Source organism: Nocardia beijingensis NBRC 16342, assembly GCF_001612785.1.
Classification (GTDB): domain Bacteria; phylum Actinomycetota; class Actinomycetes; order Mycobacteriales; family Mycobacteriaceae; genus Nocardia; species Nocardia beijingensis.
Genome location: NZ_BDBC01000076.1, coordinates 24,013 through 38,962 on the forward strand (window position 1 = coordinate 24,013; position 14,950 = coordinate 38,962).

Sequence of the window (14,950 nt, forward strand, 5' to 3'; positions counted from 1 at the left end):
ACACTCGATGACACTCGACTCCACCACCGACACCGACACCACCGGCACCGTCGACTCCGGCACCGCGACCCCGACCGGTCCCGCCGCCGTCCCGGTGTCGGTGTGGGCCACCGCCCAGACCCCGCCTGCGGTGCAGCGGCGGGGCCGGTATCACCCCGACAGCGTCAAGCACCCGGCGAAGATGTTCCCCGCGATCGTGCAGCACGCCGTCGCCGTCTACACCCGCCCCGGGGACCTCGTGCTGGACCCCATGTGCGGGATCGGCACCACACTCGTCGAAGCCCTCCACACCGGCCGCCGCGCCGTAGGTGTCGAGTACGAGAGCAGGTGGGCCGAACTGGCGCGCACCAACATCGGGCTCGCCCGCGACGCCGGTATCGACCTCGATGCCGCCGTCTACAACGGCGACGCCCGCAAACTCCCCACCCTTCTCCCAGAGGAGGTGCGTGGCCGGGTGGACCTGGTGATCACCTCCCCGCCCTACGGCGACTCCACCCACGGCCACGTCCGGGTCCGCGCCGGGGAAGGCGTCCACAAATACAACCACCGCTACGGCGCGGTCCTCGATCGCGGCAACCTCGCCAACGTCGGGCTCGGCCGCCTCCTGTCGGGGTTCACCCGCATCCTCACCGGAGCCGCCGAATACCTCGCTCCGGGCGGGCATGTGGTGATCACCGCCCGGCCCTGGCGGCAGCACGCCGAGCTGGTGAACCTGCCCGCGCACCTGATCACCTGCGGCACGCTGGCCGGGTTGGTCCCTGTCGAGCGTTGCGTCGCCCTGTTGGGGCGGCTGTCGGAGGGTGACCTTGTCGCGCGCAGCAGTTTCTTCCAACGCGACTTCATCGTCAAACAGCGCGCGGCCGGGCTGCCGATGCACCTCATCGCGCACGAAGATGTCGTCGTTCTCCGCAAGCCGCTGACCGCCTCGGCCTCGGCCTCGGCCGAACAGCGGGGCACTCGCGGCCAGCTCCAGTACGGCGCTGCCCCGTTCTGGGGCACGCCCACCACCGCCACTGTGCCGGGGCAGGTGGCGGCGTGAACACCACCGCGAGCCCTGAGCAGGGGTGGCTGGGCCGGGCGCTGCTCGCGCCCGGCGCGACGCTGCGCGATATCGCCGCGACGATCGGACACAGCGTGGTCTCCCCGGCCACCCTCGTGGTGGCGCTGGGAGTGGCCGGTGTGCTCGCCGCGGCGCGGGCACTGGTGCGGCGGCGAGGCCGCCGGCTGCGCGCCCAGGCTCGCCAGGTCACTCTGCTCACCCCACCCGTCCTCGACGCGAAGGGCGCGCTCGCGTTCTGGTCGCACCTGATCGGGCAGCTGCGCCCGGCGTGGGCGCGGCTGCTGTTCGGGCAGCCGCATCTGGGGTTCGAGTACACCGTGACTCCCGAGGACGGAGCCGCGATCCGCCTCTGGGTCCCCGGTGCCGTTCCGCCCGGATTGATCGAACGCGCGGTCGCCTCGGCCTGGCCCGGCGCGCACACCGACACCACCCGGTCTGCCCGGTCTCCGCTACCAGACGCCTCGGACGGCACCCGGCGGATCATGGCGGGCGGTGAGTTGCGGCTGGGTCGCCGCGAAGGTCTGCCGCTGCGCACCGATTACAGCGGCGATCTGGTACGGGATCTGATCACCGCCGCCGACGACCTCGCTCCCGGCCAGGCCGCGTGCGTGCAGATCCTCGCCCGCCCGGTCACCGGCCGCCGCGTCGCCCGCGCCACCCGCAACGCCGCGACTGCCGGGTCGGCGGGGGCACCGGCCGGGGTGGTGCGGGCGCTGGCGCGCGAGGTGTTGAACCTGCTCCCGCCAGGACCCGTCACCCGGCCTGCACGCACCAGCGGCACGGGCGCGGCGTCGAGAGACCGGCAAACGACGATGGAGCACACCGCCGCCGCCCGAGCGGCGGCCACCAAGGCGCGAGGCGCGCACTGGGAGAGCGTCGTGCGCTACGCGGTATCGATACCGGTGCCCGGCGACCGAGGCCGTGGCGAGGCGCGGGCGGTGGCACGTGGACGTGCGGACGCTCTCGCGACGGTGTTCGGGGCCTGCACCGACCACAACTACTACCGGCGACGCCGCCGCCTCCGGCTCGCACTGCTGATAGCCGAGCGGCGACTCGGGCGCGGGGACGTGTTGTCAGTACCCGAACTCGCCACGATCGCCCACTTGCCCACCGACGACGGGCTACCCGGCCTGCAACGCGCCGGAGCCCGCGCCCTCACCCCGGCACCGCAGATCCCCACCGGCGGCCCGTACACCAAACCCCTCGGCCTCGCCGATACCGGTGGCCGCCGCCCGGTCGCGGTCAAGGTCTCCGACGCCCGCCACCACCTACACATCCTCGGCCCCACCGGCGTCGGCAAGTCGACACTGCTGGCGCGGCTGATCCTCGATGACGCCGACGCCGGGCGCGGGGTGATCGTCATCGACCCTAAAGGCGACCTCGTCACCGATGTGCTGTCGCGGCTGCCGTCGCGCTTCGGTGACCGGGTCGTGCTGTTCGACGCCGACTCCACCGCGCCGCCGCCATGCGTGAACCCGCTCGACATCGGGCGGGCGGGACTGGATTTGGCGGTGGACAACCTCGTCACGGTGTTCCACCGGATCTTCCACCAATGGTGGGGGCCGCGCACCGACGACATCATGCGCGCGAGCCTTCTCACCCTGTGCGCCCAACCCGGCACCGCCACCCTCGCCGACCTGCCCCGCCTACTCACCGAACCCGCCTTCCGCAACCGTGTCACCCGCACCACCCCCGACCCCGTCCTGCGCGGATTCTGGGACAGCTACGAACAACTCAGCGACACCGGCCGCGCCCAACTCATCGGGCCGCTACTGAACAAACTGCGCGCGTTCCTGCTGCGGCCGTTCGTGCGCGCCGCCATCGCGGGCGGACCCTCCACGGTCGAGTTCGCCGACATCCTCGATGAGGGCGGAATCTGCCTGGCGAGGCTGCCGAAAGGCTCACTGGGGGAGGAGACCAGCCGCCTGGTCGGCTCACTACTTGTCGCACGCACCTGGCAGGCCGTCACCGCCCGCGCCCGCGTCCCCGCCGCCGACCGCCCCGACGCGGCTTTGGTGTTGGACGAGGCGCAGAACTTCTTGAACCTGTCCACCCCGATCGAGGACATGCTCGCCGAAGCCCGCGGATTACGCCTGTCGCTGCTGCTCGCGCATCAGAACCTCGGCCAGCTCTCCCGGGAGTTGCGCGACGGTATCTCCGCCAACGCCCGCAACAAGATCATCTTCGCGGTGTCACCCGACGACGCCCGCGATCTCGCCCGCCACACCCACCCCTGGCTGTCCGAGCACGACCTGACCCACCTCGACGCCTTCCACGCCGCCGCGCGGCTATTGGTCGATGGACAGAACGCCCGACCGTTCACCCTCACCACCCGCCCGTTGCCGCCGCCGACCCCCGGTCGTGCCCGCGAGATCGCCGCCGCCGCCCGCGCCCGCCTGTTCACACCACCCGACGCCGCACCTGGCGGCAAACCCGCCGTCAGCGGTACAGCACCCGGCACCGGCGAGCCCCGGCTGATCTAGACCCCGCAGCCGAGGGCGGTGACGCGCCCCGGCGACGCCGCTGCCCGTGTCCTCATCTCCTCGAAAGGCTCCCCTCGCTGATGATCGCCCACCCCGATCGGCAAGCCGACCTGCGCGCGCCGCGCCCCGCCCGGGCCCGGCCCTCGGGGTCGGAGAAGGTCCCGTTGGTGCCGCCGCTGACCGGCCGTGACCGCTGGATCCTGCGAATGCTGCACGAGCATCGTGTTCTGACCACCAACCAGCTCGCCGAGCTGGCCTTCCCCACCCCCAAGATCGCCCGCCGCCGCCTGGCGATCCTGAACCACTACCGAGTCCTGGACCGGTTCCGGCCCCTGCGCACCCGAGGCAGCGCCCCCTCCCACTGGGTACTCGCCCCCGCCGGAGCCACCGTGCTCGCCGCGGAAGCCGCCGCCAGCGTGCGCGACCTCGGATACAACCACCAACAGGCCCTCGCCGTCGCCCACAGCCTGCACCTGACCCACACCCTCGGCGTCAACGAATGGTTCACCACCCTCACCACCCACCACGACCCGGACGGGCGGGTGACGGCGTGGTGGTCACAGACCCGCTGCCAGCGACTGTGGGGCGACCTCGCCCGCCCCGACGCCTTCGGCCGCTACACCCACACCGGCACCGTCTTTGACTTCTTCCTGGAATACGACCTCGCCACCACCGCCCTGAGGCGTGTCGCGGCGAAGCTGCACGGCTACGGCGAGCTGGCCCGCACCACCGGCGTCATCACCCCCGTCCTGTTCTGGGTACCGACCACCGCGCGGGAGACCAACGCTCGCGACACGGTGCGCAAGAGCTGGGAGCAGCTGCCCGACCCCGGCGCGGTGCCGGTCGCCACCGCCGCCGCCGAACTCCTCGCCCCCTTCACTGATCCCAGCCCCGCCGACCGGGTGTGGCTACCCCTCGATGCCACCCGCGCGAGCCGTCTGCACCTGCGCGAGCTGGCCGCCGTCTGGCCCCGCCGCACCCCACCCAGCAGCGATATCGACGCCGAGCCGACCACGACCGCCCTCGGCGGGCAGGTCATGCTCGCGCCACCACCACCCCGACCGCCGACAGTCCAGGGCTGGTGAAAAGGCGATGCTGGTCAAAGCGCTCGGTGCGGGTGGTGCTGCGGTGGTGTTCTGCGTCGTCGTGATCGCCGCCGTGGTCGCCACCGTCATCGTCTACGACCAGCCGCTACTGGCCCCCGCACCCTCGGCGGGTGCGGGCAGCACCCCCAGCCCGCAAGCGCGAGAGGACATTCCGCCCGATCTGCTGGTGCTCTACCAACAGGCCGCCGGGGATTGTCCCGGCCTGGACTGGTCGGTGCTCGCCGCGATCGGCAAGATCGAGACCGACCACGGCCGCTCACCCCTGCCGGGCGTACGGTCCGGGGAGAACTCGTCTGGAGCCGCCGGGCCGATGCAGTTCCTCGAACCAACCTTCGAGGGCGTGGTATCCCGGCACCCCTTGCCTGCGGGCGGGACGAGCCCGCCCTCGCGCTACAACCCCAGCGACGCCATCCACGCCGCCGCCCACTACCTCTGCGACTCCGGCGCCCCCGCTGATCTGCGTGCGGCGATCTTCGCCTACAACCACGCCGACTGGTACGTCGAGCAGGTACTCGACCAAGCTGCCCGCTACCGCGCCACCGCCCCCTCCGGCAGCGGTGACTGCCACACCATCCAAGCCGCGAGTCCCGCCGCCGCGCAGGCGATCTCCTTCGCCTGCGCCCAGCTCGGGGTCGCCTACGTGTGGGGCGGCAACGGTCCCGAAGTCAACGGCGGCTGGGACTGCTCCGGGCTCACCCAGGCCGCCTACCGCGCGGCCGGAATCACTCTGCCCCGCACCACCTACGACCAGATCCACACCGGCCCCCAAATCCCCGAAAATCAGCTCATCCCCGGCGATCTCGTCTTCTACGGCGCCGCCGACAACAACGTGCACCACGTCGGCCTCTACCTCGGAGGCGGACGCATGGTCCACGCGCCGACCTTCGGACAGCCCGTCCAGGTCAGCGCCTACCGCTATCCCGGCGACGACTACTACGGCGCGACCCGACCCGCCGCGATCAACTCACCCGCACAACATGATTCGCGTGACTCACCGTAGCGCGCCACCACGACGCCTGTTCCGAACCGACACCGACAGGAGAACCACCATGCGCATCCGCCACCGGATCATCCGCCCCCGCCGCCACATCGTCCGCGCGCTGTTGTGTGCCGCCGTCGCTACCGCGACCGGCGTCGGGGCCGGTGTCGCCGCCGCAGACCCGACCGCGGCCCCCGCCGCCGCGTCCTGCCCGCGCTGGACCGCACTGCTGGTGCCGGGCACGTGGGACACCGCACCGGCCGCCGACCCTACCCGCCCGGTCGGGATGCTCGCTCCTATCGCGCAGGGCCTGGCCGCTCGCTACGGCAGCAATATCGACGTGCGCACCCTCGCCTACAGCGCCGACGTCGCGCCCGACACCACCTCTCAAACACACGGTGCGCAGACGCTCACCGCCACCCTCGCGGGTTTGTGCTCGACCACGCGCGTGGTGCTTGTCGGCTACTCCCAGGGCGCCGATATCGCCGGCGACCTCGCCACCGCCATCGGCAACCATCGAGGGCCCATCCCCGCCTCGAGGGTCGTGGCGGTCGGACTCGTCTCCGACCCCCACCGCGACCCGGCCACCACCCAACTCGGGAACTCGGTGCCCGGACGAGGCATCGCCGGTCCCCGCCCGCTGGGCTTCGGCGACCTCACCGACCGCGTCCGCACCCTCTGCGCCGAAGGCGACCTCTACTGCTCGACCACACCCGAGACCCCACCGGTCCTCGCCGCGGTCGGCCACGCCGTGGCTTCGGTCCCCGACTCGGCCGGGGCCCCGCCGTCTCCCGCCCCGGCCCCGGCCACCTCGGCGCAGGTCCCCAGCTCGACATCGGCATCGGCCCCCACCACCGGCGCGGGCGGGACCCCACCGGCCTCGACCGGGGTCTCGATCGGAGGTCTGGATCCTTCTCAGGTACTCGCACAGGTGATCACGGTGCTGGGCGGGCTGGCTGAGTTCGCCACGAACGTGCCCGCCATCGCGGGCGATCTCGCCCAGCTGCCCGCCCTCGTCGGCGCCGGCGACATCCCCGGCCTGCACCGGCTCGCCGGGGACCTCAACAACCAGTTCGCCCCGGTCGTGCGCATGGCCGCCGGCATCGACCTGCGGCTGGTGGCTCATGTGTTGGCGTTGGCCGCGCCGCTGGATACCTCCGGATGGGTCGGGGTCGCCGCTCAGATCGTCGGCATGCTCGCGGGCCTGGACATCGCGCGGATCGCCGCCGACATCGGGCGCGCCCAGGAGATCGCCTGGACCGCCGTGCAGGCACTGGCCGCCGGTGACCCTCTCGCCACACTGGCCGCGTTGACCGGATTCGCCCCGGTCGCCACCGACCTCCTCGCAGCCACCGCACAAGCGTTCACCGGGACCCGGGTCGGGTCGCTGGCCCAGACCTACACCGCCACCACCCCACCGGCCACCGGCGCCGCGCTGGCCCAGCAGGGCAGCGACGCCGCTGGATTCGCCGCCAGCGGGGTCCACGCCACCGGCTACACCACCGCCGCCACCACGACGCTGCTGGGCTGGCTCGAGAACGCCATCGACCACACGACATAGATGTTGGTTCAGGTGGAGCAGGGATGCGTGCGGTCTGGCGTGGCCACTGTGGCACGCGGTCTGCTCGTCGTATGGACTTGCCCAGACGATCGCACTGAGGCGATGCTGGAAGGACGGGAAGCTGGCAAGAGGCTCAACCGGGTGTCAGCAGCGTCTTCTCGGGCAAGGTGCGCTAGACGGTCGGCGCTCCTCGAAACACGGTTGAACTGTGACGTGCCCGTTCGCCCGCTTCTGCCGGGTGGGCGTTTCCAGCGGGCGGCAATCCCGCCGTAGACCGCTGGCTTCCATCGACCCCAGGTAACGGCCGCCGGTAGTTTGCCACGCCCTGGGGCTCGACCAACGGTCATTCCGCATCGCGCCGCGGGGCGGGCTCCCTCTTCATGATTGGAGACCCGTCATGGGCAAGGAATGGATGGACCGGGAATCAGCCGATCGTATCGGCGCCGCCGCTGAGCGGGACCCTTCATCGCCGACAGCGACATCGGGGTTCGCGGAGCGTGCTGATGCTGCCGCAGATCGCAACGAGGCTGACTGCCTCGAAGACGACGATTGAGCACTCGGTGGCGCCGAGATAACCGGCACGACGAGAAACCACGGCTTGTGGCCTCGCCGTGCCGGGGTAGCGTCGGTTGATGTCCTCGAAGCGAGGAGATGGCCGATTGGCCGATCGAAGCTCAACAACCACGCCAGCGAATAGGCGGTTCTGCCACGCGTGCGGCCGTCCCCTGTCGTCGGCCACTCGTGCTGACGCCCTGTATTGCTCTTCGGCTTGCCGGGCGCGTCACTGGCGGTGGTTTCAGCAGACTCGAAGCCGAGTCAGGGCTATCCACAACCGCGCAGCACCGCGGGCAACCTGCCCCGAGTGTCGACGGACGTGGGTGATCGGACTGGATCATCGCTCGTCGGCGATCTACTGCTCCCACCGCTGCCGCACGCGCGCGTGGCGACGAAGACGTTCGGCGCAGGTGTCACGGTGACTGTATCCCGAACGGCTGGCCGCAACTCATTAAAACTAGCCTCTACCTGGGAAAACATGGGACATTCATGCTTGCCGCAGCGGTAGGCTGCGCGCATAATTGGTCCGGCCTATTCGTTATCCGTTCGCGCTCGCATAGCCTCCGGCTCCAGCGCAATGCGACGGATCCGCCAGGTGGGCGATCGGCGAACGGTCAGGCAAGATCAAGGAGATGGTGGCGATGCCCACCAAGATCGGAAACGTCACCGAACGACAGTACCAGCGATTGGTTCAGCATGCGCGCGGGCTCGTCGAGCAGCAGTCGCACGCGCAGTTCGGACTCGGCGACGACGCGTTGAAGGTTGCTCCGATGCAACAGTATGGCGGAGCACACGCCAGCGAACCGTTGATGACGGTGTCCTACAGCATCGAAAGATTCGCCAACGACATCGGCATCCCCCCGGCGACACTCAATACCTATCGGTGGGTGTCCTCACGGTGGCCGAAGGGGAAACGTCGCAAAGGGGTCTCCCACTACATCCACAGGGTCTTTGCCGGACTGGACGAAGACGATCGTTACGAGGTGATCAAGCACCCCCCGGACGGCGAGGACCGCTGGAACTACGAGAGTGCCTGCCGCTACGTCGGTTGGAAGGCTCCCGTGCCCAGGACCGCGCAGGAGAAGGTCGATCGAATCCACGAACTGGCCAAGGACGACTCGGTCGCCACCACAGTGACACGCAACTTCCTCAACCGGCCGAACGTCGCGTTCGAGGCGATGGCCGACCACACCGCTCGCCACGCCGTTAACACCGCGCAGGTCGACCGTGCGCGGCAATCGAACGAACGCGCCCGCCAGCGCCATCCCGTGATCAGGAAGCTCGAACACGGTGCCGAGTACATCGAGCTGGTCGGCATGTGCGCTCAGTTCGTCGCCGCGGCCGGACGCATCGTTCCCACGTTGCGCGGCCACGAATTCACCGACGCCGAACGCGCAACGATCCACATGAACACCGCGCGAGTGCGGAGCACCACGGATTGGATCGAAACCGCTGTCGATACCGGCGATGTGTCCCTGGACGAGGGGCTGGCTCGCCTCCTATCGGAGGAGTGAACATCATGTCGAAGCGACTGCCAAAGCACATCACCGGCGAACGAGTACTGGCAGCTCTGCTCGAAGCGAGACCGGCACGCTTGACCACACAACAGCTCGCCGCCACGACCGGGCTCACCCTAAGCCAGGTCCGAACCGGCCTGGCATGGATCAAAGACACCGGTGCCTTCGAACGTATGCAACCGCTCACCTGGCGGCGCGCGGGAGGGCACGGCATGACCGACGACGTGGACGACTGGATCGCCCAGGAACGATCCATTGTGCACACTCTCTATACCCGCACCAAGCGGCTGATTACCGGCACGGCTGCGCCGCACGCCGAGCGACGCCCCGACGATGATTGGATCCGCCTGTTCCTGGACCAGGTCAACGGAGTTAGAGCCATGCTCGAAGCCGTGTCTCGGCTTTGACGGCCGGTCGCTGTAGCCCGGATCGCAACCGGAAGTCCCATCCTGCCCGGTCAGACGACGAACGGCCAGTGGAGCCGAGCATCTGCTCGGCCCCACCGGCCGTTTCAGTGTGCGGGAAGGCTAGCCGTTCATCGGGGTCGCGGTGGGCGGCTCGACGGGCCGATCCTGTGGGGCCGGGTCGGTAATGAGGCGAAATCGCCAGGTCGGAACCAGGGGCAGCAACTCGACGACGTCGCGCTCCTCGCCGCCCCAGTCGATGTCGGGGGCTGGGGTCGGGTAGGCGGTGACGATAGCGCGGGCCGCGCTGTCGGGGTCGGTGTAGGTGATGCCGCTCAGCGGCCCGGTCGTGATGCGTACGGCGGCGGTGGCGAGGTGATAGTCGGCCTCGGTGCGCTGATTGCGGTAGCAGGCGAACACCGGAACCAACGGCCCCGCAGAGGATTCAGTGGTTGTGGCGAGTTGGTGGGAGGCCTCGGCAGTGACCGCCAGCCACAACTCGAGGCTGTCGGCGGCGTGCGGGGAGCACGCGAACACACGGTGCAGTGCCGCCGCGACGGCGGCCGAGGTGGAAGCGCTGTACATGAGAAACCTTTCAAGAAAAATGACGAACGAGTCGAACGTGACCGCCTGGTGCCCCGGGGGGCCGAGGCGAACCCCCGGCCCCTGGGCACCTACGAGAGTCAGTCCTCGGCGAGGGCGAATCTCTTGGGGGCCGCGCAGGTCTGGCGGGAGATCTCGCTCTTGGTGAGGCTGACCAGCGCGTTGTGCACGGCACCGGCTGAGCGGCCGAGGGCCTTGCCGATCTGGTGCGGGGTGAACTCCTCGCCCGCGTGATCGTGCAGCCACTGCTCGACCAGCCCCCGCAACGCCCCCGAAGCCAGCCGCTCGGTCGTCTCGGGTCCGCCCGCTGCCGCGTCCGGGGCCGGTGCCGGGCCATCGGTGGAGGGTACGGCGGTTTCGTCGGCCGTAGGGGCGGCAGGGGCCGATTCCGGCAGTGCCGCGTCCGGGCCGGGGTCAGCGGGCGCGGTGCCGCTATCGGGTCGGTTCGTCGCGTCGGATTCCGCGGGCGCGGAGCCGGTCTCGGGTTCGGTGGCGTCATCGGCGGCCGGTTCCACCGGTTCGGCGGCATCGGGTGCGCCCATGTCGGCGGGGGCCGTGTCAGCGGGTTCGGGCGCGGCGGGTTCGGCGGAGGTGGTCGGTTCGGCGGTGGTCCACGTCTTGGCCGCGCGCGGGTTCTCCGCATTACGGTGGGACCGGGCGGTGCCCACGCTTTCCCACCCGGTCAGGATGCGCCGGGTGGTCGAAGCCGAGATACCGGCGGCACCGGCCAGTTCATCGATGGTGAATCCGGGATTGTCGCCCAGCACCGCCCACACTGCCTTCTCGGTGTCGGTGCCCAACGCGGGCGTACCCAGTTCACCCGCCGGGGCGGCAGCGGTAGGGGCGGGGGTCGGGTCGGTGGTGCCCGATGCAGGGCGCGTGGTGGGGGTCTTCTTCTTACGTGTGGACATGACAGGTCCCTCCATAAATAACGGGAGTTCGGGTGTTCGGTCATGTCCCGGCCGGGACGGAAAACCACGCCGGATCCGGGGAAAATTCCCCGCGGGTTCGGCGTCGTTCCCGCTCCTATGGACGCTCGATACCCGTGCCGATGTCAAGCGGATCATGAAAAGAAGATCCGCGTCCCGAATTCCTCTCGCTGTCGCCGGAATTCGAGTAATGCGAGAGGAATTCGACTTTTACGCGCGAGAGCGACGCGGCACGACCGAGTCGGCCCGCACCGTCCTTGCCAGTCTCGATTCGTCCGGGGACACACCGATGAGGTGCAGTCGATAACCTTCGCCGCACAGCTGGCATCGGTTCGCACTCAGACCGGCCATGTCAGGTCGTCCAGCGACATTCCCTCGCATTCGCCGGTGTCGGCCCATTCAACGACATACACGTCCTCCGAGTGGCCGGGATCGATACCGACGAGATATCCCTCGCGGCAGATGTCGGCGCGGTCGGCGACCGTAACGCCCGGATTGATGTCACCGACGCGCAGCTGCGGCACGGTTGGCGCACCGCCCGCCCCGCACACGGCCTGTTCTCCTGCGGTGGCAGCTGTTTCGTGGGGCTGGTCGGTGGGCGGGGTGGTGTGGTTGCCGGTCATGGCGGGTGTGTCTCCTTGCTGTGTCGAGGTGGCCGGTGTGTCCCCTTGGGGGCGCGGGGCGGGTGCCCCGCGCCCCCGGGGCCGGTGGGTTATGCGGTGCGTACGGCGGCGGTAGCGGCGCGGGCGATGGCTTGGGCGGTGGTGGCGGGGTCGGTGATGCGGTGGACGGTGGCACCGGTGAGGGGTCGGGCACTGCGCGTGTTGGGGGCGAGCCACAGCACCGCGCATCCGCTGGCGCGGAGCCGGTCGAGGCGCTGCTGGGCGCGTCGGCGGGGTTCGGTGCTGAAGATGCCGTCGGAGATGATGACCAGCAGGCGGGTGTTTTCTCGGCGGGATAGTCCGAGCGCGCCGTCGAGGGCGTCGATGGCCTCGTCGATGGCCTCGTAGTTGTCGCTGGATTTGAACTCGGTGACCTTGGCCGGTGCGGTGCCGGGGCGGGTGACGGGGTGCACGTCGTTGCCGAAGGTGAGGGTGGCGGTGTCGGCGGGCATGGTGGCGAGTTGGGCGGCGTGGGCGATGATCCACGCGGCGGAGGCGACCGGTTTGGCGTAGGAGGTCATCGATCCGGAGATGTCGCAGGCGATCCCGACTCGTAGCGGGGGCACGGGCACGGTTTTACGGGTGGTGCGGGTGAACATCTCGGCGGTAGGGATCGCACCGGCGGCGCGCTGAGCCTCGCGTGCCATCGCACCGCGCATCCGCACCCGCCCCGGCGGCAACACCGACCCGGTTTTGACCACGGCGCGTTCACGGCGGCTGGCGGTGCTCAACGCGCGCGCCAGCACACGAGCGGCGGCCCGTTCATCCGGGCGCGGCGTGCGAGGGGTGCGGCTGACGGGAGTCGAACCCCGAGTGCCGAACACCTTGCTCGCGGCGGCCTCGGCTTCCAGTTCGGCCATGAGTTCGGCGGCAGCGGCGGCGGCGGCGATCTCCGCCGGATCGAGCGGGGCGGGTTCGTCGGCAACTGCTTTGGTGATTTTGGTGATCGTCGCGTCGATCGCGGCGGCCAGTATCGAGGCCGGGTCGGGTTCGGCGTGCGGGTCGGGGCCGACCAGGTCGAGCCAGCGCTGCCCCAGTTCGAGCATCCCTGCCGTGTCGTCGTCGGCGAGGGTGTGCGCGTGCTGCCAGATCGCTCGAAGGTTGGCGAGTTTCGTAGCACCGAGGATGGCTTTTATCGCGGTGGCGGCGGGTGCGGTCTCGATCTCGGTGAGGATGCCGCCGTCTACTCGGCCCAGGATCAACGCGGCCGAGTGCGCGGCGGCGTATTCGGTGGCGGGTACCGCTGCCATAGCGGCGGGGCCGCCGGTGTCTCCGATGACGATCTCGGTGGCCGAGGCGCGCAGCCAGTGGCGGTCGGCGGGGCGGCGGCGGATCTGCGCGGCCTCGATGCGGGACTCTTCCAGCAGCATCGCGGCCTCGACCACGGCCGGATTCGCGACGGCGGGCGGCTCCCAAGCCGAGTGGCGGGCATGGGCGCATTCGTGCACGAACGCACCGAACAGGGCCGGGTAGCGGGCGCGGTCGCTGTTGCGGTCCGGGCGCGCGGTGGCCGGGTCGATCTTGAGGTGGGTGCCGTCGAGTTCGATGGCGGCGCGATGCGGCATGAACACCGCCGGGTGCCCGTGCGCGGCACCGGGGGCGATCGTGACCACGAGGTCGTCGCGGTCGGCGATCGGAGGTGCCTCATCGGTCAATGCGGCGGACAGGGCAGCCCATCCAGTGGTGGCAGGCGGAGCGGCGGGTGTGGTGGCAGGGTCAGCGATCACGTGAGCAGTCACGGCGGATGTTCCTTCCGATCAGGCGGTGGGTGAGTGGGGTTCAGTCCGGCAGCCGGGTGGACAACGGGGCGGGTGCGCTGTTGGTGTAGACCTGCGCGGCGAAACCCGCGTGCCGGTTGCGCATGACACCAACCGCGCCCGTCGCGTATTCGGCGATGTCGTCGGGATTGACCAAGTGGATACGCGGGGCGGCAAGGGGGGCGCTCACGTGCGCCACGGTGAACATGCCCGCATCGTCGGCGGCGTAAATGATGAATTGGTCACCGGTGACAGGGTTTTTCACCTCGTAGATCGGGGTGAGCGCGGCGGTGGTCGGGCGCGTCCGGTTCCTCGATTCGGTCATTGCAATGGCTCCTATTCGAACTCAGCTGTCGCCGCCCGGGTTTGGGCGTTCGGGGTCGGTGGTGGCAGTAGCGGAGGGTCGCCTAGAGGCGGGTGCCCAGCGACAGGGGCTCGAGGGTGGTGCCGAATACGGTTTTCACGACCTCGGCGACGATGGCGCGGTCCTCTTCCGGCGCGGTGCCGATGAGGTTGGCGGCGGCGGTGAGTTCGGTGGTGGCGGTGGAGATCTTCTGGAAGGCCAGAAGTTCCCGCAGTTGCGGTGCCCACCCGATCTCGCCCTTGGCTTGGCGGGTGGACAGATTGCGGGCCACCCGCACTGCTTTCGGGTTCACCCCGAGACTGGCGGCGAGGTCGTAGTCACTGGAGACCTGGACCTGGAAGGCGAACCGGCTGGCGAGCGCGTCCGACAGGATCGCCCCGTGCACTCCGGGGTTGTGACCCGCGCAGATGTAGAACCCGGGCTCGGCTTTCACGACCTCGCCACCGTTGGCTTTGATCACGATCTCCCGCCGCCCGTCCATCGCGGGGTATACGCACGAGAGCACGGTCGGGGCGATGAGGGTCGCGTCGTCGACGAACAGGACCCGGCCCTCGCGCATCGCGCGGACCAGCGGCCCGTGCACGAACACGAAGGTCCCGTCCGGGGCTTGGGTGTACTCGCCCACGAAATCAGCGACCGTGGTGTCGCCATCCCCTTGCACGGTCAGCAGGTCACCGAACGCGGCCTCGATCAGTGAGGTCTTCCCGGTTCCGGGTGGCCCGTACAGCAGCACGGGCACCTCGTTGGCGCGCATCGTGCGCAACACATCCACATCGGCGCTGCCCGCCAGCTTGCGCGGGTGATACATCTGCCCATTCGGACGCGCCACCGGCCCACTCGTCGTTTTCGCCGCACGGGGCCGCCTACGCGGTGCGCTTGCGGCCGGGGCCGCCGGGGCAGCGGGCGCGGCGGGTGCCGCCGGGGGCGTAGCGGGTGCGGCCGGGGCGGGTGTGGCGGATGCCGCCGAGGC

At 70.0% G+C, this 14,950-nt stretch carries 14 protein-coding genes; 8 read left to right on the plus strand and 6 right to left on the minus strand.

Features of this window, described 5'->3' with window-relative positions; genetic code table 11:
- Positions 1 to 7 precede the first annotated feature (7 nt).
- The 8 genes from NB3_RS32090 (at position 8) to NB3_RS32120 (ending at position 9,668) form a co-directional block, all read left to right on the plus strand.
- A complete protein-coding gene (locus NB3_RS32090) occupies positions 8 to 1,039 on the plus strand; it encodes a TRM11 family SAM-dependent methyltransferase (RefSeq protein WP_067810731.1) in 1,032 nt (343 codons plus the stop codon).
- Complete coding sequence (locus NB3_RS32095) at positions 1,036 to 3,543, plus strand: type IV secretory system conjugative DNA transfer family protein (protein WP_067810734.1); 2,508 nt, start codon at positions 1,036 to 1,038, stop codon at positions 3,541 to 3,543. Before NB3_RS32090 ends, NB3_RS32095 begins: the two co-directional genes overlap by 4 nt.
- 80 nt (positions 3,544 to 3,623) lie before the next feature.
- Positions 3,624 to 4,628 carry a replication-relaxation family protein gene (locus tag NB3_RS32100; RefSeq protein WP_067810737.1) on the plus strand — a complete coding sequence of 335 codons (1,005 nt, stop codon included), beginning with the start codon at positions 3,624 to 3,626 and terminating at the stop codon, positions 4,626 to 4,628.
- A gap of 7 nt (positions 4,629 to 4,635) precedes the next feature.
- The gene (locus NB3_RS32105) at positions 4,636 to 5,649 is read left to right on the plus strand and encodes a C40 family peptidase (RefSeq protein ID WP_067810740.1); all 1,014 of its coding nucleotides are present in this window, start codon (positions 4,636 to 4,638) and stop codon (positions 5,647 to 5,649) included.
- A 49-nt stretch (positions 5,650 to 5,698) separates the two neighbouring features.
- Positions 5,699 to 7,189 (plus strand): cutinase family protein, encoded by a 1,491-nt coding sequence (locus tag NB3_RS32110; RefSeq protein ID WP_067810742.1) that lies wholly within the window; start codon positions 5,699 to 5,701, stop codon positions 7,187 to 7,189.
- Between the two features lie 397 nt (positions 7,190 to 7,586).
- Positions 7,587 to 7,742 (plus strand): hypothetical protein, encoded by a 156-nt coding sequence (locus NB3_RS35425; protein ID WP_157112132.1) that lies wholly within the window; start codon positions 7,587 to 7,589, stop codon positions 7,740 to 7,742.
- Between the two features lie 643 nt (positions 7,743 to 8,385).
- A complete protein-coding gene (locus NB3_RS32115; RefSeq protein WP_067810765.1) occupies positions 8,386 to 9,258 on the plus strand; it encodes a DUF6192 family protein in 873 nt (290 codons plus the stop codon).
- A gap of 5 nt (positions 9,259 to 9,263) precedes the next feature.
- Positions 9,264 to 9,668 carry a hypothetical protein gene (locus tag NB3_RS32120; protein WP_157112133.1) on the plus strand — a complete coding sequence of 135 codons (405 nt, stop codon included), beginning with the start codon at positions 9,264 to 9,266 and terminating at the stop codon, positions 9,666 to 9,668.
- Between the two features lie 120 nt (positions 9,669 to 9,788).
- Here the strand turns inward: NB3_RS32120 and NB3_RS32125 are convergent, their stop codons facing one another.
- The 6 genes from NB3_RS32125 to NB3_RS32150 form a co-directional block, all read right to left on the minus strand.
- Positions 9,789 to 10,250, minus strand: a complete 462-nt coding sequence (locus NB3_RS32125; RefSeq protein ID WP_067810747.1) for a hypothetical protein — start codon at positions 10,248 to 10,250, stop codon at positions 9,789 to 9,791.
- A 98-nt stretch (positions 10,251 to 10,348) separates the two neighbouring features.
- Positions 10,349 to 11,179: a hypothetical protein gene (locus tag NB3_RS32130; RefSeq protein ID WP_067810771.1), complete on the minus strand. Its 831-nt coding sequence runs from the start codon at positions 11,177 to 11,179 to the stop codon at positions 10,349 to 10,351.
- A gap of 356 nt (positions 11,180 to 11,535) precedes the next feature.
- Positions 11,536 to 11,820, minus strand: coding sequence for a hypothetical protein (locus NB3_RS32135; protein WP_067810750.1), 285 nt, complete (start codon positions 11,818 to 11,820; stop codon positions 11,536 to 11,538).
- An 89-nt stretch (positions 11,821 to 11,909) separates the two neighbouring features.
- Positions 11,910 to 13,598, minus strand: coding sequence for a vWA domain-containing protein (locus NB3_RS32140; protein ID WP_067810753.1), 1,689 nt, complete (start codon positions 13,596 to 13,598; stop codon positions 11,910 to 11,912).
- A 40-nt stretch (positions 13,599 to 13,638) separates the two neighbouring features.
- Complete coding sequence (locus NB3_RS32145; RefSeq protein ID WP_067810756.1) at positions 13,639 to 13,941, minus strand: hypothetical protein; 303 nt, start codon at positions 13,939 to 13,941, stop codon at positions 13,639 to 13,641.
- Between the two features lie 82 nt (positions 13,942 to 14,023).
- On the minus strand, positions 14,024 to 14,809 hold the full coding sequence (locus NB3_RS32150) for an AAA family ATPase (protein ID WP_244892166.1): 786 nt from the start codon (positions 14,807 to 14,809) through the stop codon (positions 14,024 to 14,026).
- Between the last annotated feature and the right edge of the window lie 141 nt (positions 14,810 to 14,950).